Origin of the sequence: Sorangium sp. So ce124, from assembly GCF_051525235.1 — a bacterium.
GTDB lineage: Bacteria > Myxococcota_A > Polyangia > Polyangiales > Polyangiaceae > Sorangium > Sorangium atrum.
Map to the genome: position 1 here is coordinate 2174561 of NZ_CP150312.1, position 19214 is coordinate 2193774.

15 protein-coding genes are annotated in these 19214 nt (G+C 71.7%); 8 read left to right on the forward strand and 7 right to left on the reverse strand.

Translation table 11 applies throughout. From position 1 onward, the window contains the following. Positions 1 to 65 precede the first annotated feature (65 nt). From WMF19_RS08225 to WMF19_RS08235, 3 genes are all read right to left on the reverse strand, one after another. Complete coding sequence (locus tag WMF19_RS08225; protein ID WP_437328223.1) at positions 66 to 704, reverse strand: hypothetical protein; 639 nt, start codon at positions 702 to 704, stop codon at positions 66 to 68. A gap of 131 nt (positions 705 to 835) precedes the next feature. After that, positions 836 to 2257: a sigma 54-interacting transcriptional regulator gene (locus WMF19_RS08230; protein ID WP_437898578.1), complete on the reverse strand. Its 1422-nt coding sequence runs from the start codon at positions 2255 to 2257 to the stop codon at positions 836 to 838. A gap of 90 nt (positions 2258 to 2347) precedes the next feature. Next, complete coding sequence (locus tag WMF19_RS08235; RefSeq protein ID WP_437898579.1) at positions 2348 to 3601, reverse strand: ATP-binding protein; 1254 nt, start codon at positions 3599 to 3601, stop codon at positions 2348 to 2350. A 369-nt stretch (positions 3602 to 3970) separates the two neighbouring features. Between WMF19_RS08235 and WMF19_RS08240 the strand changes: the two genes are divergently transcribed. After that, complete coding sequence (locus WMF19_RS08240) at positions 3971 to 4627, forward strand: redoxin family protein (protein WP_437898580.1); 657 nt, start codon at positions 3971 to 3973, stop codon at positions 4625 to 4627. A 44-nt stretch (positions 4628 to 4671) separates the two neighbouring features. On the opposite strand, the gene WMF19_RS08245 is transcribed toward WMF19_RS08240, so the two are convergent. Together WMF19_RS08245 and WMF19_RS08250 are read right to left on the reverse strand one after the other, a co-directional pair. After that, on the reverse strand, positions 4672 to 6087 hold the full coding sequence (locus WMF19_RS08245) for an FAD-binding oxidoreductase (protein WP_437898582.1): 1416 nt from the start codon (positions 6085 to 6087) through the stop codon (positions 4672 to 4674). Between the two features lie 147 nt (positions 6088 to 6234). Continuing rightward, the gene (locus WMF19_RS08250) at positions 6235 to 7449 is read right to left on the reverse strand and encodes a lactonase family protein (protein WP_437898584.1); all 1215 of its coding nucleotides are present in this window, start codon (positions 7447 to 7449) and stop codon (positions 6235 to 6237) included. A 71-nt stretch (positions 7450 to 7520) separates the two neighbouring features. On the opposite strand from WMF19_RS08250, the gene WMF19_RS08255 reads away from it, so the two are divergent. The 7 genes from WMF19_RS08255 to WMF19_RS08285 all read left to right on the forward strand — a co-directional run bounded on the left by WMF19_RS08255 (position 7521) and on the right by WMF19_RS08285 (position 15652). Then, a complete protein-coding gene (locus tag WMF19_RS08255) occupies positions 7521 to 9011 on the forward strand; it encodes an MDR family MFS transporter (RefSeq protein ID WP_272101153.1) in 1491 nt (496 codons plus the stop codon). Positions 9012 to 9080: 69 nt separating this feature from the next. Beyond that, positions 9081 to 10004 (forward strand): hypothetical protein, encoded by a 924-nt coding sequence (locus WMF19_RS08260; RefSeq protein ID WP_437898585.1) that lies wholly within the window; start codon positions 9081 to 9083, stop codon positions 10002 to 10004. A 201-nt stretch (positions 10005 to 10205) separates the two neighbouring features. Next, on the forward strand, positions 10206 to 11447 hold the full coding sequence (locus tag WMF19_RS08265; protein ID WP_437898586.1) for an arabinan endo-1,5-alpha-L-arabinosidase: 1242 nt from the start codon (positions 10206 to 10208) through the stop codon (positions 11445 to 11447). 87 nt (positions 11448 to 11534) lie between these two features. Then, positions 11535 to 12161: an RNA polymerase sigma factor gene (locus tag WMF19_RS08270; RefSeq protein WP_437799853.1), complete on the forward strand. Its 627-nt coding sequence runs from the start codon at positions 11535 to 11537 to the stop codon at positions 12159 to 12161. Next, positions 12158 to 13225 (forward strand): tetratricopeptide repeat protein, encoded by a 1068-nt coding sequence (locus WMF19_RS08275; RefSeq protein ID WP_437898587.1) that lies wholly within the window; start codon positions 12158 to 12160, stop codon positions 13223 to 13225. The genes WMF19_RS08270 and WMF19_RS08275 overlap by 4 nt, the downstream gene beginning before the upstream one ends. Continuing rightward, the gene (locus tag WMF19_RS08280) at positions 13222 to 14400 is read left to right on the forward strand and encodes a hypothetical protein (protein ID WP_437898588.1); all 1179 of its coding nucleotides are present in this window, start codon (positions 13222 to 13224) and stop codon (positions 14398 to 14400) included. Before WMF19_RS08275 ends, WMF19_RS08280 begins: the two co-directional genes overlap by 4 nt. Before the next feature lie 256 nt (positions 14401 to 14656). Next, positions 14657 to 15652 (forward strand): rhamnogalacturonan acetylesterase, encoded by a 996-nt coding sequence (locus tag WMF19_RS08285; RefSeq protein WP_437898589.1) that lies wholly within the window; start codon positions 14657 to 14659, stop codon positions 15650 to 15652. A gap of 123 nt (positions 15653 to 15775) precedes the next feature. Here WMF19_RS08285 and WMF19_RS08290 read toward each other — a convergent pair whose 3' ends face one another. Beyond that, positions 15776 to 18202 carry a cellulose binding domain-containing protein gene (locus WMF19_RS08290; RefSeq protein WP_437898590.1) on the reverse strand — a complete coding sequence of 809 codons (2427 nt, stop codon included), beginning with the start codon at positions 18200 to 18202 and terminating at the stop codon, positions 15776 to 15778. Positions 18203 to 18437: 235 nt separating this feature from the next. Beyond that, complete coding sequence (locus WMF19_RS08295; protein ID WP_437898591.1) at positions 18438 to 19157, reverse strand: YciI family protein; 720 nt, start codon at positions 19155 to 19157, stop codon at positions 18438 to 18440. Positions 19158 to 19214 lie beyond the last annotated feature (57 nt).

Here is a 19214-nt window from a genome sequence, read left to right on the forward strand (position 1 = left end):
CCGACCGCCCCGAGCGAGGGTGAAGCGCCGCCCCGCGGAGGGCAGGCGGGGAGGCCGGGCGCCGGTCATCCCGCGGGCGCGCTCACCTTCTCGGTGACGGCCATGCACAGCGCGGCCACGCCGCGCCTCGGGACGGTCACGAGCTTCTCGCGGAAGCTGGCGCGCTGATCGGTGTAGAGCTTCGACACCTTGTGCGAGAGGATCGTCGAGCTCCAGACCGCGACCACGTCGGCCCAGCGGAGATCGGCGTCGGCCTTCGCCGCATTGCGGTGACCCTCTCCGTCCACGATGCGGATGTCGACCTCGCCCGCGAGCAGCTGCCGCAGGTCCTCGGACGTGCCTGGCCCGCCGCCGACCACGAGCAGCCTCCGCAGCCCGCGCGCGCGGAACGCCCCGATCATCGCGAGCGCCGCCCGCTTGTTCGCCGAGCTGCCGCACAGGTCGCAGACGGCATCGGCGCCGACCTCGACAACGCGGAGCCCGGCCTTCGCCGGGAGCTTCACGCACTCGGCGCAGCGGCGCTCGATCGGCTCCTCCGCCGGCGCCGACGGTGGGGCGCGGCCGAGCGCCTGCTGAGCCTGCCCCGCGAGCTCCGCCGGGAGGAAGTCCGCGGGGTGGCGGAGCTCCGTCGTTGGCGCATGCTCCGCGAGCCAGAGGAGCAGATCGGTTTCTGAAATATTCAGAGATTTTGCGAGGTTGCGCACACGGACGGATCGCGCCATTGCGACGCGACTGTGACATGTGCAGCACCGCTGCGCCCTGTTCTATCGCAAGAGCGGCGGCCTCCGGTTGGCCCCGCTACAGCTGGCGCGGGTGGTGGCCGCCCGCGCGCGGTTCAGTCGAGGGCGGCGGCGCGGCGCAGCCCGTGGCGCTGGAGGAGGCGGTGGAGGTACATCCGGTCGAGCCCTGCCTTGCGCGCGGCGCGGCTCACGTTGCCGTTCGACCACTCGAGCAGGGCCGCGAGGTAGCGCCGCTCGAACTGGTCGATGATCGCGTCCTTCGCCTCCTTGAAGGGCATCTCGATGTTGGCGGCGGGCTCGCCGGGCGCGGCGCCCTGCGGCGCGGCGCCCGGGGGCGGCGCGGAGCTGCGCTCGGACGGCGCTGTCGCTCCCATGGCGGCGCCCTCGCCGAGCACGACGCGGCGCTCGACGTAGTTCCTCAGCTCTCGCACGTTGCCGGGCCAGTCGTAGCGCTTCATGTCCTCGATGACCTCGGGGGGGAAGAGGTGCACCTTGTCGATGGCGCCGAGCTCGTTCAGGAAGCAGTGGACGAGGAGGCCGATGTCCTCCTTGCGCTCCCGGAGCGGCGGGACGCGCACGGTGAGCACCGAGAGGCGGTAATAGAGGTCCTCGCGGAACCGGCCGCTGTTCACTTCGCGCTCCAGGCGCCGGTTCGTGGCGGCGATCACCCGGATATCGACCTTGCGCACCCGGCTCTCGCCGAGCCTGCGCACCTCGCGCGAGGCGAGGGCGCGGAGGAGCTTCGGCTGCATCTCCAGCGGCAGCTCGCCGATCTCGTCGAGGAAGACGGTGCCGCCGTCGGCCTCCTCGAAGGCGCCGGCGCGGTCGCGCGTGGCGCCCGTGAAGGAGCCGCGCACGTGGCCGAACAGCTCGCTCTCGATGAGGCTCGGCGAGATCGCGCCGCAGTCGACGATGACGAGCGGCTTGTCGGCGCGGGCGCCGCGCTGGACGAGCTCGGTGGCGATGACCTCCTTGCCCGTGCCGTTCTCGCCCTCGATCAGCACGTCGGGCGCGCTCTTCGCCACGCGCTCGAGGACGGGGAAGAGGCGCCGCATGGGGACCGACACGCCCTGGAGCGCCCCGAAGCTGACCGCGCGCGCGAGCTCGGTCTCGGCGACGGCGTCGGCGTCGCGGATGCGCACGACCGACTCGCCGAGCTCGATGCGGCACTCCGGCAGGATGGCGTCGGCGTCCCGCACGCGGACGCCGGCGATGGTCGTCCCGTTGAGCGAGCCGACGTCCGTCAGCCGGAACGTGGACTTCACGCGCTCGAGGATGCAGTGGAAGCGGGAGACGGCGCGGTCGGCGAGCACGAGGTCGTTGCTCTGGTGGGAGCCGATGCGGATGAAATCGCCGTCGAGCACCATGACCCGGCTCGCGGGCTTGCCCCCCTCGCGCTCGACGCACAGCTCGATCCGGGGCACCGCCAGCACCTCGCCCTTCGTCATGCGGGGCTCCGTGGAGGCCGCGAGGCTCGGCGGGCCGGGGTCGTCGGGCGTGGCGGGGGGGCGCGGCATGCGCGCCATCTTACGCGTGAGCCTGGGGTCGTCCAGAGGAGCGCCGCGCTTGCAGGCGCGGAGGGCGTTTGCGCCGCTGCCGCAGCGCGATCACAGCTCGTCCCGACGAACGGGCGGTCCGCTCGCGGGCAAGCTCAGTCGGAACGTCGCGCCGTTTCCAGGAGGGGAGCTCACAGCCAGCGTGCCCCCGTGGGCGGCGGCGATCCTGCTCGCCAGGTACAGCCCGAGGCCGATCCCCGACGCATGGCCGTTCGTGACGAAGCGGTCGAAGATGCGGGGAAGGATCTCCGGCGGCACGCCGGATCCGCGGTCGACGATGTCGACGTGGGCGTACTCCATCCCCTTTATCAGCTCGCTGGTGAGCTTGATGAGGACCCACGTCCCCGGGGGCGAGTGCTTGATCGCGTTGCTGACGAGGTTCTCCTGGGCCTGGCGGAGGCGATCCCTGTCCGCCACGACGACGAGCTCCGGCGGGCTCTCGACGCGGATCTCGACGCTGGGTGTACCGAGCGCAGCGGCGATGTCCCGCGCCAGCGCGGCGAGGTTCATGGGCGCAGGGGCGATCTCGAAGAGCCCCTGCTCGATGCGCCCCACGTCAAGCAGATCCGAGATGAGCTGGCCGAGCCGCGCGACAGAGCTGATCGCCCGGTCGGCGTCGCGCATGTCGTCGACTCGGCCGTCGAGCTCCGCGCGATGGTGGAGCATACCAAGGCGGCCCATGAGCGGGCTCAGGTAGTTCCGCAGATCGTGCGCCAGCACGGTGATGAGCTCCTCCGCGGCCTGGCGCCGGCCTTGCGCGAGCGCGGCGGAGGTGACCTGCTCGACGAGCTCCGCCCGGTGCGTCAGGGCGCCGATCCAGTGCGCGACCGCGCCGAGGAAGCGGAGATCGTCGTCGGAGAAGAACTCCGGCGCGGCGGAGTGAGCAGAGACGACCCCGCGCCGCTCGCCCTCGACGACGAGCCGGACCGCGATGTGCGACCGCACGCCGAGCTCGTGGATCAGGCCGGGCAGCTCGCCGGGCTCCTGGTCCGAATGCCCGGTGATGTAAGGATCGCCGGTCGTGAAGACGCGGGCGATCGAGCCGCCGTTGGCGACCGGCTGGATGTCGAGCCCGATCGATCGCTGGAGCCGGCCCATGGGCGTCTTGCTCGTCCCCAGGGCACACAGCGTGTTCCTGCTGGCCTCGAAGAGGAAGATGTCGATCTTGTCGGCGCCGAGAGCGTCGACAAGGAGGTCACTCGCCTGGTTGAGCGACTGCCTCAGGTTGGCCGCCGGCAGCTCGAGCAAGCGCTCGAGCGTCGATATCAGCCTGCCTTCCTTCGAGGAGGCTTCCTTTCCGGACATGCTGTTTTCTCGCTCCGTGATCCGCTCGACACCGTGCGCTCGGCAGCAGAAGCGCGAGCCGGCGGTGGACGGTGGATTGGGTCGTTATGACGACGCTGTCGCCCGATCGGTAGATGTGCGCGGCGCTGGCCCCTGCTCCGGCGCGGGTCCACGCGAGCGACCGGCGACACGGACGAGCTCGGGCCGACGCGCGCGGCATGTCGGACGCAACGACGCGCGCGGTCCGATGCGCGCACGCGGTGAGCTCGCCGGCGTCGTGGCACCCGCGTATCTCACGGGCACGGCGTGCCAGCGCGGAGGCGGGACGCCGGCCAGCCACGATTGACTCGCACGTACGGGCCTGCGATCGTCTCGCGCGGAGACATCGCCATGCTCACTCGCTTGCTTTCGCTGCCCCTCGCCGCGCTCGCCCTCGCGTGCGCCTCCCCGGAGCCAGCGCCCGCGGCCTCGCCTGCGGGGCCCGCTGCGCCTGCGCCGCCTCCCGGGAGCGCCGCTCTCCTGTCGAGCGGTGACCCGGGCTTCGACCACGATGTGTCGGGCGTCATCGGGGCGCCGCCGCCTGCGTGGGACGTGGGGCCCTGGTACAACTCGCCGCCGCTCACGCTGGCGGCGCTGCGAGGCAAGGTCGTGCTGGTCCGGTGGTTCACGTCGCCGAGCTGCCCGTTCTGCAGCGCCACCGCCCCGGCGCTCAAAGCGCTGGACGAGCGCTATCGGGAACGAGGGCTCGTCGTCGTCGGGATGTACCACCACAAGGATCCCGAGCCCCTCGACCCCGAGGCGGTCAGAGGCTACCTGGCGCACTTCAAATACACCTTCCCGGTCGCGATCGACCCGGACTGGCGCACGTTGAAGCGCTGGTGGATGGATGGCCATCCCAAGCGACAATACACGAGCGTCAGCTTCCTCCTCGATCGAGCGGGGCTCGTGCGGCACGTGCACCTCGGGGGCTCGCTGGAGCCCGCCACCCCCGAGTTCGCGGCAGTCGAGGGGCGCGTCCGCGCCTTGCTGGACGAGACTGCGCGCTGACGCCACGTCGAGCATCGTCTCCACCTCGGGCGGTGGACTGGCCCTCAGGGAGAGTGTGTCGGGATGCTCTGGGCGAAGCGGAAGACGTTCTGCGGGTCGTATTTCTGCTTCACGGCGACGAGCCGCGCCAAGTTGCTCCCGTAGTAGGCGGTCGGCCAGTCCTTCTGGTCGGCGTCGATGTAGTTCGGCACGGCGAACCTGGACGCGTACGGCCGCAGTTTGTCACCGAACGCCGTCATCCAGGCCATGGCGTCGTCATGATTCGTGCTCGCGTCGGCCTCGAGGTAGATTTGCATGCTGAACATCGTCTTCCTGTGGACGAACGCCGTCGCGTCCGGGGCCACGGCGCCGATCGCGCCGCCGTAGGTGTTGAAGATGAGGTCGGGGCCGAGCCCCGTCCCGGCCAGCGACTCGACGATCATATCGACCCCTTCCGAGGAGAGCGGGGCGTCCAGGTACACCGACTTCGCCTTGAACCAGACCGGTTCGATCACGAGGCGCTCGGGCGAGAGCACCTTCGGGTCGGCCGTCGGGAGGCCGGCGAAGAAGAGCACCGACTCGATGAAGGGCATCTCTTCGAGAAAGAGCGTTTTCGGGCCAGGCACCATCGCGAGCAGGGGCGCGGCAGCCGCGGCGGCTGCCGACGAGGCGCCGATGTACAAACCTTTGACGGATACGCCGCTGGGGCTCACCACCATCATGGCGTTCGCCTCCGGCGGGAGAGCCGGCGACCAGCGCTGATAGGCCGTCATGACGGCCTTGACCGCCTCGCGGGGCCACTTGTAGCGGAACACCGCGATCGTATCGGGGAGCCGGTGTAGCTGAAGGGTGAGGGATACGACGATGCCGAACGAGCCGCCGCCGCCGCGCAGGGCCCAGTAGAGATCCGGGTTGTTGGCGCTGTCGGCCGTCAGGACCTCTCCTTCCGCGTCCACGACCGTCATGCTCAGGACGTTGTCCGCGACCAGGCCGAACTTGCGGGAGATCAAGTTATAGCCGCCGCCGAGGCTCTGGCCAGCCAGGCCGACGCTCGGGTAACTGCCTGCCACGAACGCCAGGCGCGCCTGCTGCCACACGGCGTAATAGAGCGGGCCCAGGCGCCACCCGGCGCCCACCGTCGCCGTCTTTCGGTCCTTGTCGACGGCGAGGTCGGTCATGCCGGCAAGATCGATGATCATGCCGCTGTCCTTGCCAAGCGAGTAGCCCTCGTAGCTGTGGCCGCCGGAGCGAACCGCGATGTTCAAGCCGAGGCGACGGGCGCACCTGACCGCAGCTTGGACCTGCGGGACGTTCACGGGGTGGACGATCACGCCCGGAAGGATCTGGATACGGAGGTTGAAGCCACGCCGGTCGTGGTCGTAGCCCGCCGAGCTCGGAAAGACCGTCCTGGGCGCGGCCGGGGCGAGGCACCGCGCGATGGCATCTTGCGTCGGCGCCTGCGCGTCTGGCGCTCGGTCCATGGGCGAGGTCCGGTCGGCGGCCGCTGGTGGCCGGCAAGCGCTGGCCAGGACCACGGCGGCCCACAGCAGGGAGCACTGCAGACGGCGAGGCCATTGAACCCTCGGATGGGGCGCGATCATGAGGTAGCTCCTCCCCGAGGTCGATTTCTACCGTGGCGCCGGCTGGCGGTGGGCCGGGAAGCGGAACAAACCGACATAGGTGATGCGCGGCGCCTGCGCCTCGACGCCGAGCGGCACGGGCTTGCCGTCGGCCCCGATACGGAATGCCACGAGCTGACCGGAGCTCTGGTTGGCGGCATAAAGGAGGTGGCCGTCAGGCGATAGCGCGAAGCTGCGCGGATTGTGCGGACCGTCGCCGCGTCCTGACGGCACCTCGGCGAGCGGCGAGAGCTTCCCGGACGAAGCGTCGACCGAGAAGACCGCGATGCTATCGCGCCCGCGATTGGAGCCATAGACGAACCTGCCGGTCGGGTGCACCGCGATCTCGGCCCCGGTGTTTCGTCCCGAGTACCCCTCGGGCAGGGTCGAGGCCGTCGCGATGGGTGTCAGCCGGCCCGAGGCTTGATCGAATCGAAACGACGTGATCGTGCTCGCTGTCTCGTTGATTCCAAAGGCAACCGCGCCCTGCGGATGAAACACGAGGTGCCGCGGACCGGAGTTTGCCGGAAGGTCCGCGCTCGGGACCGCGTTGGGCTCGAGCAGACCCCGGGTGCTGTCGAACGCATACTGGGCGATCATGTCTGCGCCCAGGCAGGGCACGAAGGCATAGGCGCCGCTCTGATCGGTGATCGCCATGTGGGCCCTCGCGCCTGGACTCTCGGTGTCGGTGGCGTTGCCCAGAGCCCCGTTCCGCGCGACAGGGATCACCGATACGCTGCCGCCCTCGTAATTGGCGACCAGCAGCCAGTTCCCGGCCGTGGAGAGCGACAGGTGGGCTGGGCCGTCGCCCTGCGCGCTGACCGTGTTGATCGGGGTGAGGACGCCGCTCTCCGCGTCCAGCTCGAACGAGCGGATCAGGGCGTTGTCCTCGTCCACGGCGAACAGCAGGGCCCGCGCCGGATCCACGGCCAGGAAAGACGGCAGCCCGTCCGTGGCGTTGGCCTGGAGGAGCGCCAACCCGCCGCTGCGCTCGTCGACCGAGTAGACGCGGATCTTCCCCTCCTTGCCGCTCACGAAGGCGAGGAGCGAGCCTCCCGCGGCGGTGGTGGCCGGCGTCGCGTCAGGCGCGGACGCGATCTCCCCGGGGCCGCCGGCCGGCTGGTTGCAGGTGGTGCTCCCGCAGGCGGCTCCGAGGAGCGAGATCGCGCAGAGCGCGTACCCGCCGCCGAGACGAGCCCTGGCAGGGGCATGGCTACGCGGCATGCCGCCCCGACGCGCGGCGTGGCGTCCCGCTTGCCGCGCCGGCTCATCCACACCACATCCCCACGACCCGCATGGCCTCAGAACGCACGACCCACCGCGCCCTCACCGTCGCCGGGCTGATCCTGGCCCTCGCCATGGCCGCCCTCGAATCTACCGTCGTCGCCACCGCGATGCCCACCGTGATCGGCGATCTCGGCGGGATTCACCAGTACGCCTGGGTCACCACCGCCTACCTGCTCACCTCGTCGGTGCTGGTGCCCATCTGCGGCAAGCTGTCGGACATCTACGGCCGCAAGCCGATCATGCTCTTCGGCATCGCCGTCTTCCTGCTCGGCTCGATCGCGAGCGGCGCGGCGCGATCGATGCCGCAGCTCATCGCCTTCCGCGCCCTCCAGGGGGCCGGCGCCGGGGCGATGCAGCCGATGGCGATGACCATCTCGGGCGACATCTTCGATCTCAAGGAGCGCGCACGGATCCAGGGCGTCTTCGGGGCCGCCTGGGGGCTGTTCGGCATCATCGGTCCGATGGTGGGCGGGCTCATCGTGCACTACTTCTCCTGGCGCTGGGTCTTCTACATCAACATCCCGTTCGGCGCCGCGTCCGTCGCGCTCGTGGCGACCTCGTTCCACGAGCGCATCGACAGGCGGCCTCACGAGCTCGATTTCCTCGGCGCGGCGCTCCTGACCGCCGGCGTGGTCGCGCTGCTGCTCGCCACCGGGAGGCTGGGCGGGGAGACGACGCTGCTCGCGGCGGTCGCGTCGGCGGCGCTGTTCGCCGTGTTCTTCGCGGTCGAGCGCCGGGCCCCCGAGCCGATGATCCCGCTGCCGCTCTTCCGGCGGCCTGTGATGTTCATCTCCAACGTGGCCGGCGCGATCCTCGGCGGCGCGATGATGGGCACGATCACGTTCGTGCCGCTCTTCGTGCAGGGCGTGCTCCGCGGCAGCCCCACGGACGCCGGCAGCGCCATCGCGCCGATGCTCATCGGCTGGCCGATCGCGAGCGCGATCGGCGGGCGGCTCATCCCCCGGGTCGGGTTCCGCCCGCTCATCTGGATCGGCCTCGGCGTCACGGCGGCGGCGGGGCTCGCGCTCGCGCTCGGCGGGACGCACGACACGCCGCTGATGCTCCGCGCGACGACGCTGGTCTTCGGCGTGGGCATGGGGCTGTCCAACGTCGCGCTGCTCATCGCGGTGCAGAGCAGCGTGGCGTGGGAGCAGCGCGGGATCGCCACCGCGAGCACGATGTTCTCCCGGCTGCTCGGCGGCGTCGTGGCGGTGGGCATCATGGGCGGCGTCCTGACGGCCCAGCTCGCGAAGGACCCGTCGATCCCGGCGGACGCGGCGAGCCGGCTCCTGACGGCGGAGGGGGCGCGCGGCCTCGATCCGTCGATCGTCCAGCACCTCGGGGAGGCGCTCACGTCCGGCCTCACGACGGTGTTCTGGATCATCGCGGCCATGGGCATCACCGGCTTCATCGCGGCGCTGTGGTTCCCCCGCGTGCCGATCGAGGCTGCCGGGGGAGACGCGGCCGTCGGGCCGCCCAGCGAGGCCGGCATCGGGTGAGGCGACCCGCCCGCGCCGGCAGGGACGGGGCTCGATCCAGCGCACATGGGCGCGTATGAACGGGGGTGGATGAGGTGCCGGTCCCGGGGGATCACGGTGGCGTGCGGGCTCTGGCTCGCGCTCGGCGGGGCCGGGTGCGAGGACCAGCGCTTCGTGATCGGCGTGCTCGCGCCCGGGCAGGGCGGGGGAGGGGGGGCGGCGGGCGCGCCGGAGCGGCCGAGGTTCGACGCGCCGTCGGCGGTGACGGAGCTGAACAGCGATTCCAGGGAAGAGGACCCCACGCTGACAGGCGATCTCCTCGAGATCTACTTCATGTCCGATCGCGGCGGCAGCCGCGATATCTGGGCGTCGCGGCGGGCGGCGCCTGGCTCGCCCTGGGAGGCGCCGCGCGCCGTGGAGGCGCTCAACGGCGCCGATAGCGTCGAGGACACTCCCTGCGTCTCCGAGGACGGGCTGAGGATCTGGTTCTTCAGCGAGCGCGCTCCGAAGGGCATCTGGCGCGCCGAGCGCGCCAGCCGGGACGACCCGTGGGGCGCGCCGGCCCACGTGGACTCGCTCGTCGCCGGCGACGGCGAGGTGATGTCGCCCCACGTCGATCCCTCCGAGCTCCGCGTCGTGGTCGGCGTCGAGCCCCCGGCCGCCGAGACGTACATCGCCATCGCGTCGCGCGAACGCCCGGAGGACCCCTGGGGCGCGCTCGCCCCGCTCGCCGGGCTGGACGGCGCGGGCGACGAGCACGCTCCGTTCCTGTTCGACGAGGGCCGCCAGATCCTGTTCCGATCGAGCCGCGAGGGCGGAGGAGACCTGTTCTGGGCGCGACGGCCGTCGACCGACGCGGCCTTCGAAGAGGCGGAGTCGCTCGGTGAGCCGCTCAACCTTCCCGCGGAGCGCGACACCGATCCACACCTCTCGCCCGACGGCGCCGTCCTGTTCTTCGCGTCGACGCGGAGCGGGGTGGCTGACATCTACGAAGCTCGGCGCGTCGCACGATGATTCGAGGCAACGCCGTCTCGGTGTAAAATTTCTTCGAAGACGGTTTTTGGCGCTCCACGAGAAGCTCGAGCAACCCGTGATTGATCGTGGGCGCTCCGGCCCACGTGGGAGAGCGGGAAGACTCGGTCCGGAGGACATCGGGCCGACCCCATGGCCAGCACCTCGACGGACGATCCGCCCATGGAGCCTCAGGAGTCCAAGATGCGTCTCACGCTTTGCAGGTCACGGCGACGAAGGGTGTGCGCGCTCGCGTGGAGCCTCCTGCTCGGCGTTGTCGCGTGCAGCACGGAGACCTCGGTGCAGGGCTCCGGTTCAGGCGGCCAGGGCAGCGGCGCCACCGGCGCCGGCGCCACGACCACCACGTCGGCCACCACGGCGAGCAGCGGCGCGGGAGGCCATCCGAGCGCGACGGCCGGGGTGGGTGGCGCCGAGGCCGCGGGAGGCAGCGGCGGCGCGGGAGGCAGCGGCGGCGCTGGCGGGAGCGGCGGCGCGGGAGGGGCCGCGGACAGGTGCGCCGATGCCCTCTACGACCCGGCGAGCCCGCCCGAGGCGCTGCCCCTGTCCGGGAACCTGGGGACCCACGACCCGGCCATCATCCAGGACGGCGACCGCTACTACCTGTTCCAGACGGGGGACAGGCTCCCGATGAAGAGCTCGTCGAACCTCACCGCGTGGCAGGCCGCCGGTCGGGTGTTCGACAAGAAGCCCGCCTGGCTGGAAGAGAAGGTCCCGGGCGTGAGCGACCTGTGGGCGCCCGATATCTCACGCTTCGGGGACACCTACCATCTCTACTACTCCGCCTCCACGTTCGGCAGCAACCGATCGTGCATCGGGCACGCGACGAAGGCATCGCTCGACTCGGCAGGTCCCTGGACGGACCGCGGCGCCGCCATCTGCTCCAACGACGGCGCGGCGCGGGACGACTGGAACGCGATCGATCCCAACGTCGCGATGGACGAGGAGGGGACGCCGTGGCTCGTGTTCGGGAGCTTCTGGAGCGGTATCAAGATGGTGAAGCTCGCCCCGTCGGGGGAGCGGGCCGACGAGGAGCTCCACGCCCTCGCCTCCCGCCCCGACGCCCGCGGGGCGCTCGAGGCGCCCTTCATCGTCCGGCGCTGCGGCTTCTATTACCTGTTCGTCTCGTTCGACGCCTGCTGCCGTGGGGCGGACAGCACGTACAAGATCGCCGTCGGTCGTTCGACGAGCATCACCGGCCCGTACGTCGACAAGAAGGGGACACCGATGATGTCCGGCGGCGGCAGCATCGTCGTGGAAGGAGGCTCCCGCTGGCGAGGGCCCGGGCACAACGCCGTGCTGTTCTCCGGCGATCGCTCCTACAACGTCTATCACGCCTACGACGCGCAATCGAACGGCGCCCCCACGCTGCGGATCTCCGAGCTGGCGTGGGACACCGACGGCTGGCCGCGCTCCGGAGGGCCCTAGTCGCGCCTCCGCCGCCGGGCTCCGCGCTGCGCGCCCTGATGATCGGGACTCATGGCCTCAACCCTCGTCGCCAGAATGCGAAACCCCGTGACTGACCTCCACGCGCCGCCGGAGGGAGCGCCTCCGCGGGCGGACGAGCTGCTCGGGCTCGCGCGCGCCGCGGCGGCGCGCGATCCGGCGGCGATCCGCACGCTCATCACCGAGCTCGGCGGCGCCATGCTGCGCAGCGTGCGGAAGGTGCTCGGCCCCCATCACCCCGACGTCGAGGACGTGACCCAGGAAGCCGTGCTCGCGCTGCTCCAGGCGCTGCCGTCCTTTCGCGCGGAGTGCACCGTGCTCCACTTCGCCAACCGGATCGCGGTGATGACCGCGCTCGGCGCGCGCCGGCGCCTCAGCGTGCGCGCGCGCTTCGACGAGCCGGACGCGCCGATCGACGTGGCGCCGGACGAGAGCGGCGCGTCCCCGTTTGCCGAGGCGGTCTCGAGCCGGCGGCGTAAGATGGTGCTCGAGGTGCTCGACAGGATGCCCGAGGCGACCGCGGAGGCGCTGGCCCTCCATTTCGTGCTCGGCTACACGGTCGACGAGATCGCGGCGCTCGCCCGCGTCTCTCCGAACACGGTCTGGAGCCGGCTCCGCCTCGGCAAGGAGGCGCTGCGGCGCGCGCTCGCCAACAACGCGAAGCTGGCCGAGCTCTTCCGGGGGAGGGAGCCATGACCGCCGACTGTCGGAGCGAGCTCCTCACGCGGGTGCGCCGCGGCGTCGCGACCGAGCCGGACCGGCTCGCCCTCGACGCCCACCTCGGCACCTGCGCGTCGTGCCGGATCAGCTGGGTGCTCGCGCTGGACTTCGACGCCGCGGGCGCGGCGGAGCCCGGGGACGCAGAGCTCCTCGCGCGCATCGCGAACGCCGCGATCGGCGGGGCCGTGATCGACCTGCCGTGCGAGGGAGCGCCGGCCCGGCGGCGGCGCGAAGGAGCGCCCGTGCGGCTCGCGAGCGCGCCCGTGCGGCCCGACAACGACGTCCGGCGCGGAGACGACGACGCTCGGCCGGGGACCCTCCTCCCGGGGCGGCGCTGGGCCGGAAGGACGCGGAGCGCCTGGCTCTACGCCGCGGCGGCCGTCCTCGTCGCCGGGGTGTCGCTCGCGACCTCGGCGCTCGTCCAGCCGCGCCCGGCGGCGCAGGTAGGGCCGGCCGCCCGCCCGCTCGAGCCCTCGCTGCGCGCGGCGGTGGCCCGTCCGCGCGCGGTCGCGCCCTCCGCGGCCGCTCCGTCCGAGGGCGAGGCCGCGCCGGCGCCCACCGGAGCGGCGCCGTCGGAGCTCGCGCCGGCCGCTCCGAAGCCGCGCGAGGCCGCCCGCGGGTCGAGCGCGGCGGCGTCCTCTCCGAGCGCTTCTCCGAGCGCCTCGACGGCGGAGCAGCTCTTCCGGGAGGCCAACGGCGCGCGGCGCGCCGGCCGCTCCCGGCGCGCCATCGAGCTCTACCGCGCGCTCCAGAAGGGGTTCGCGTCGTCGCCCGAGGCCACGCTCTCCCTCGTGTCGCTGGGCGGCCTGCTCCTGAGCACCGGCTCGGCTGCCGCGGCGCTCGCGCAGTTCGATCGGTACCTCGGCGTCGCCGGCCCGCGCCCGCTCGCGGTCGAGGCGCTCTACGGCCGCGGGCGCGCCCTGCGGGCGCTCGGGCGCACCGGCGACGAGGCGCAGACCTGGCGGCGCCTGCTCCGGGAGCACCCGGGCTCGCCGTACGTCGAGCACGCCCGCCGCCGCCTCGCCGAGCTCGGAGGGTGATCACGGGGCGAGCGCCGATCTGGCTCGGGTTCACCGCGGCGATCGCGCTCTCCGCGGCGCGCGCCACGGCCATGGAGGAGGGGCCTCCGGCGGCGTCCGCGTCGCCCGGCGCGCCGCTGGTGGAGATCGTGCTGACGGGCTCCGCGCCGAACCTGGGCGTGATCCGGGCGGCGCTCGAATCTCAGGCGCTCTCCGCGTTCACGCTCCGGTTCCGCGTCGCGCCGACGTTCGACGCGGCGGCGCTCTTCGCGGCGCGGGCCTCCTCCGGCGTGGCGCTCTCCTGCTGGATCGACGTGAGCGACCCGCGCCGCGCCGCGCTCTACTTCACCGACCCCGTGGCCGATCGCTTCCTCGTGCGCTCGATCGAGCTCTCGGGCCGCTTCGACGAGCTCGATCGCGAGTCCGTGGCCCAGGTCGTGGAGCTCTCGCTGCGGTCGCTGCGCGGGGGCGCGCGCGCGTCGCTCGATCGGGAGCAGGCGCGCGCGCTCGTGCTCCGCCAGGCGGCGCCGGCGGGCCAGGCGGCGCCATCGGGCGGCGCGCTGGACCCTGCGGCGCCATCGGTCGGCGCGCCGGGCCAGGCGGCGCCATCGGGCGGTGCGCCGGGCCAGGCGGCGCCGGCGCTGCGCGGCGCGCTGGAGCTCGGGGCCTTCTACGGCGTCACGGTGCACTCGGCGGAGATCGGCTGGACGCATGGCCCCGGCGTTCGCGTCGCGCTCGGCGGGAGCTCGGGGCAGCAGCGGCTCGCCCTCGACGCGCGCTTCCAGTACCAGTTCGAGCGCCGCTACGAGGAGCCGCGCATCGGCCTCGATCTCCGCACGATAGCGCTCCGCGCGGACGCCTCCTGGCTCTACGCCCTCACGCCCGGCGCGGCGCCGCTCCAGCTCGGCGCGCGGCTCGGCGCGGGCCTCGATCATGTCGAGGCGGCGCCGCGGCCAGGCAGCGCCGGCGCGCCGTCGTTCGTCCCCTCCGGGGCGAGCGCCTCGAACGCGCTCGTGCTCGTGGCCGGCGCCGTCGCCAAGCTGCCGCTGAGCCGCGATGTCCGGCTCTTCACGGAGCTCTTCGTCGAGCTCGATCCCGCGCGCGTCCGCTACGATCTCGCGCTCGAGCAGGGCACCGAGACCGTCCTTGCGCGGTACCGTTTCCGGCCTGGCGTGCTGCTCGGCGTCGAGCTCTGACGGCGTCGCGCCGGACTGCGTCGAGCCGTCGAACGGTCATTCTCGTGAAAATTTGCGCTTTGGCGCGACGGCCCAGGCCCCCGCGAGAAAATCGAACGAAGCGTGATTGATCGCAGCCGCCTCGGCGCACGTGGGGAGGATCGAGCGGTGCTCGGTTATCGCTTCGCGCTCTCTCCACCCACGTTGGCCACGTACGTCCTTCCGGGCACGCAATGACGCGTGCTCGCCGTGCACTGTCTTCCTCCAGGAGCTCGTCATGCGAATTCGGCCCATCTTCATGACCGTCGTGCTTCATTCTTTCGTCGCCGGCACCGGCCTCGCGTCGGGCGGTTGCAGCTCGGGAGGCCCCGACGAACACCCCGCCACGCAGACCACAGGCAGCGGCGGTGGCGGCGGCAGCACCAGCGCAAGCACAAGCGCCAGCAGCGGTGTGGGCGGAGCGAGCAGCGCTTCCGGCACCAGCGCCGCGGGGGTGGGCGGCGCGGGAGAGGGGGGCGCCGGCGGCGCGGCCGGGGGGGCGATGAGCGCTTCAGGCGGCTCGGAAGGCGGCGGCGGGAGCGCCGAGCTGCCCGACGTCACTGTGTACATCGCCGGCGACTCGACCGTTCAGACCTACGTGAACAGCGCCCTTCACCAGGCGGGCTGGGGCCAGATGCTGGGAGAGTTCTTCGACGAGCGGGTGCGCGTCGACAACCGGGCCATCGGCGGCCGGACCGCGCGCCGGTACATCGAGGAGGGCCGCCTCGACGACGTCCTCGAGGACATCCAGCGCGGAGACTACTTCCTCGTGCAGTTCGGCACGAACGACAGCAACAAGACCGCGACGTACGAGCATGACGGCGAGACCATTCCCTATTACCTGGATCCCGCGACGGACTTCAAATCGTACCTCGAGCAGTACATCACGGGCGCGCAGGCGCGCGCCGCGACGCCGGTGCTGGTCACCCCGCCCCCGCGGCGATCGTGCTCCGGGGACAGCCACGAGTTCGGCAACGGCCTGAGCGCCTATGCGAAGGCGATGCGGGAGCTCGGAGACGAGCTGGACGTGGCCGTCATCGATCTCAACGCGAAGACGCTCGCCCACCTGAACTCGATCGGGTGTGTGGCGGCGGGCGAGGATTTCTTCCTCGTCCGGGCGGACGGCTCGGTCGACGGCACCCATTTCAACGAGACCGGCGCCCGGGTCATGGCGGGCCTGGTGGCCGACGGCACCGAGGACGCCGGTCTGACGCTCGCGCGGTACCGGAAGTGACAGGACCGACGCGCCTGTCGAGCGCGCGGCGCCGCGAGCGCTCGACAGGGACGATCCCGCACCGGCGGGCAGATCGCGTGGCGGCCTCGCGCGGCCCGATCTGCCCGCCTCGCGGCGTCGACGTCACCTCACGTGGATGTCCGGCTTCGGGGGCGCCGCCATTCCGCCGCCGATGTGGAAGCTCGGGTGGGGCGGCTGGTTGTAGGCGGTCTGCTCCGAGCTGACCTGCATCCGGTACTGGGGATCATGCATCAACGTGTAGAGCCGGCGCGTCGTCACGTTCGTCGTTGTGTACAGCCGCAGCGCCGAGTTGTCGGACTCGCGCCACACGATCTCCTCGCGCCAGTCGCCGAGCAGGTCGGCCGTGAGCGCCGGCGTCGACTTCGTGCCGTTGTTCGATGCGCACTGGCTGCAGCTGAGGAGCGAGCCGCCGCCGTACTTGGTGATCGACGTGTTGTTCTGCAGCTCGCGCAGCTCGTCCGCGTCCCACCAGATCAGGAAGTTGACCGACGCCGGCTGGCTCCCGACGTTCGACCCGCTGGTCGCGGACAGGAGCCCTCCCGTGGAGTTGGTCCACATCTCCGCGCCGGCGCTGCTCGCGAGCACGTCGCCCGCCACCCCGCGCCCGGTGTCGGCCCCCGTGACGGGGCCCTGCTTGAGGATCGCGCAGGTGTTCGCGTCGTGGAGGTCGTAGGTCGGCTTGGTGCCGTCCTCGTGCGGCATGAACACCTCGAGCCCGGGGCGTGAGAGGACGAAGTCGCTGACGTGCAGCGCGTCGCCGTGCCCGAGCGCCGTCGAGCACTTCCGGGTGCCGTTGCTGTCGATCGTCGAGGCCCCGTAGATCACCTCCTGCGCCCCGTCCGCGTCGACGTCGGCCACGACCATGGAGTGGGCGCCCTGGCCCGTGTAGACGGTGTTCGCGTTGCTGTCGGCCTTCCAGATCTGGGTGAGCTTGCCGCCGCGGAAGCTCCAGGCGGTCACGGTGGCTCGCGTGTAGTAGCCGCGGGCCATCAGGATCGCCGGCCTGCCGCTCGCGTCCTGGCCCGTCCCGAGATCGCTCACGAACGCCGCGCTCGCGAGGAAGCGATCGACGCGGTTGCCGTACGAGTCCCCCCACGAGGAGACCGTCCCGCGGGCCACGTCGAACGCGACGGTCGCGAGCTCCGCGCCGCTCGCGCCGCTGAACACCGTCAGGTACTCGGGGCCGGTGAGCACGTAGCCCGCGGCGTTCCTGTAGTCCGCCGCGTCGTCGTCGGAGGCCGCGGGACCGCGGCTGAGGTAGGCGCCCGCGCCGTCGCGCGTGCCGGGGGCGGTCTTCACCGCGATCTCCGCGTTGCCGTCGCCGTCGAAGTCGTACACGACGAACTGCGTGTAGTGCGCGCCCGCCCGGATGTTCCTCCCGAGATCGATGCGGAAGAGGCGCTTCCCGTCGAGCTTGTAGGCGTCGAGGTAGACAGGCCCCGTGCAGCCAGCCTGGGAGTTGTCCTTGGCGTTCGACGGATCCCACTTGAGGATGATCTCGTACTGCCCATCGCCGTCGACGTCTCCGACGCTCGCGTCGTTCGCGGAGTACGAGTAGCTCTCGCCGGCGTTATCGCATTTCGATGGCGTCGCTCCGCCCGCGGGCGCCGTGAGAGGGATCCGGAGGTAGTTCTGGCCCCACGTGGCGGCGGCGGGGGAGGCGGCCTGTGCGACGCCGCCGACCACTGCCCGGATCGTGTAGGTCGACGCGCTGGTGCCGGCGGTATCGAGGTAGTTGGTGCTGTTCGTGACGTTCGCGATGCGCGTCCCGTTCCGGTACACATCGTACGAGATCGCGCTCGGGTTCGCCGCGTCGTACTCGTAACCGAACATCCTCCATCCGACGTAGACGCCGTTCGAGACCTTGACGGCGACCACGCCGCGATCGAGGTCCTCCATCTGGTAATGCCCGGTCGGCGCGGCGCCGCCGGAGCCGCCGCTGCCGCCTGTGCCGCCGCTGCCGCCTGTGCCGCCGCTGCCGCCTGTGCCGCCGGAGCCGCCGTTGCCGCCTGCGCCGCCGCTGCCGGTGCTGGCGCTGCTGCTGCTGGCGCTGCTGCTGCTGGCGCTGCTGCTGCTGCTACTGGCGCTGCTGCTGCCGGACCCGCCCGCCGTCACGCTGGCGAGCGCTGGGCGCTGGGCAGGGCCGCTCGCGTTGGCGCAGAACCCGAAGCTCGTCGATGCGCCCGGCGCCAGGGTCGCGTTGTGCGCCGCGGGCGTGGCGACCAGCTGCCCGCTCACGCTCGTGGTTGCGCTCCACGCGTTCACGAGCGTGGAGCCGTTCAGGTTCGTGGTGATCCGCCAGGTCGTCGTCGTCGCGGTTCCGGTGTTCCGGATGGCGACGTCGGCGCAGTACCCGGTCCCCCAGTCCGACGCGACCGTCAATGTGGCGGTCAGCCCGTCGCCGGTCAGCGGCTGATCCCAGCCTTCCAGTTGCTCGATCTCCGCTTCCGGCCCGTAGGCGTCCTCCACGACGCACGCTCCGAGGAGCACGAGGGCGGCGGCGGTCGCCGCCGACAAGCAAGTTCGCATGGAAAGTTCCTTTCAGAGCACGCGGAGCGCGAGGCGATCCGCGAAAGGTCCTCGGCCTCCGGCGCCGGCGGCCCTGCGGCCAGTGGCGCTCGGAGACCGAGGAGCAATGAATGACCTCCATGGTTGCCCGAGCAGCTCGGACCCAATCACGAAAGCGACGAGAGCCGTGTATTTTTGGTGGGTCGGAGTTTTTGAGCCGCATCAGAACGACGCCGCTCTCAGCATCCGACCTACGTCAGGACAGCGCGCGGATATCCATCGTGATGTCGCCCATGACGTCCGCGTAGCGGAGCGCGATGTCCTTGGCGTCGTCAAGAGACGGCACATCGACGATGACGTACCCGCCGATCAGCTCCTTGGCTTCGGCGAACGGCCCGTCGGTCACCTTGTGCTTGCCGCCGGTCGACACGATACGAGCGCCCTTCGCGCTCGGCTGCATTCCCTCGGTCGCGAGCAGCACGCCGGCCCGGGTCATCTCCTCGATGAGGCGACCCATCGCCGCCATCAGCTCCGGCGCGGGCGGCGCGTCGCCTCCCGCCTCGTCGTGACAGTGGACCGCCATGTACCGCGTCGTCGTGAGCCCCTCGGGCTTCGGCGCCACGCCGAGATCCCACATCTCCGTCACAGGCCGGATGTCGATGTCGACGTCGCCGATCAGGGCCGCGAACCGCGACACCCAGTCGATCGCCTCGTCGAGCGACGTCACGCGCAGGGTCGCGAAGCCGGCGGGGACCGCCTTCGCGCCGCCGAAGGGCCCTCGGGTGATGGTGCGCCGGCCGCCGGTGAACTGGAGGCGAACGCCCTCGGAGCTGGGGCGGAGCCCGTCGCCGTCGCGCAGCACCCCCGTCTTCACCAGGTCCCCCATCATCTGCCCCACACGCTCGATGAACTCGGGGCTCGGCATCGCGCCGGCTTCGGTTTTTGCGTCGGTCCTGTGCATGATCATGAAACGCATGTCCACATTCTCCTTGGTATAGGCCGACAGGGAGCTCACGAGCTGCCGTCGTCCAGC

Excerpts from the sequence above, each read along its gene's own strand:
- WMF19_RS08230 (WP_437898578.1), bottom strand. The coding sequence starts at position 2,257 with ATGCCGCGCCCCCCCGCCACGCCCGACGACCCCGGCCCGCCGAGCCTC.
- WMF19_RS08235 (WP_437898579.1), bottom strand. The coding sequence starts at position 3,601 with ATGTCCGGAAAGGAAGCCTCCTCGAAGGAAGGCAGGCTGATATCGACG.
- WMF19_RS08240 (WP_437898580.1), top strand. The coding sequence starts at position 3,971 with ATGCTCACTCGCTTGCTTTCGCTGCCCCTCGCCGCGCTCGCCCTCGCG.
- WMF19_RS08245 (WP_437898582.1), bottom strand. The coding sequence starts at position 6,087 with ATGGACCGAGCGCCAGACGCGCAGGCGCCGACGCAAGATGCCATCGCG.
- WMF19_RS08250 (WP_437898584.1), bottom strand. The coding sequence starts at position 7,449 with ATGCCGCGTAGCCATGCCCCTGCCAGGGCTCGTCTCGGCGGCGGGTAC.
- WMF19_RS08255 (WP_272101153.1), top strand. The coding sequence starts at position 7,521 with ATGGCCTCAGAACGCACGACCCACCGCGCCCTCACCGTCGCCGGGCTG.
- WMF19_RS08260 (WP_437898585.1), top strand. The coding sequence starts at position 9,081 with ATGAGGTGCCGGTCCCGGGGGATCACGGTGGCGTGCGGGCTCTGGCTC.
- WMF19_RS08265 (WP_437898586.1), top strand. The coding sequence starts at position 10,206 with ATGCGTCTCACGCTTTGCAGGTCACGGCGACGAAGGGTGTGCGCGCTC.
- WMF19_RS08275 (WP_437898587.1), top strand. The coding sequence starts at position 12,158 with ATGACCGCCGACTGTCGGAGCGAGCTCCTCACGCGGGTGCGCCGCGGC.
- WMF19_RS08285 (WP_437898589.1), top strand. The coding sequence starts at position 14,657 with ATGCGAATTCGGCCCATCTTCATGACCGTCGTGCTTCATTCTTTCGTC.
- WMF19_RS08290 (WP_437898590.1), bottom strand. The coding sequence starts at position 18,202 with ATGCGAACTTGCTTGTCGGCGGCGACCGCCGCCGCCCTCGTGCTCCTC.
- WMF19_RS08295 (WP_437898591.1), bottom strand. The coding sequence starts at position 19,157 with ATGCGTTTCATGATCATGCACAGGACCGACGCAAAAACCGAAGCCGGC.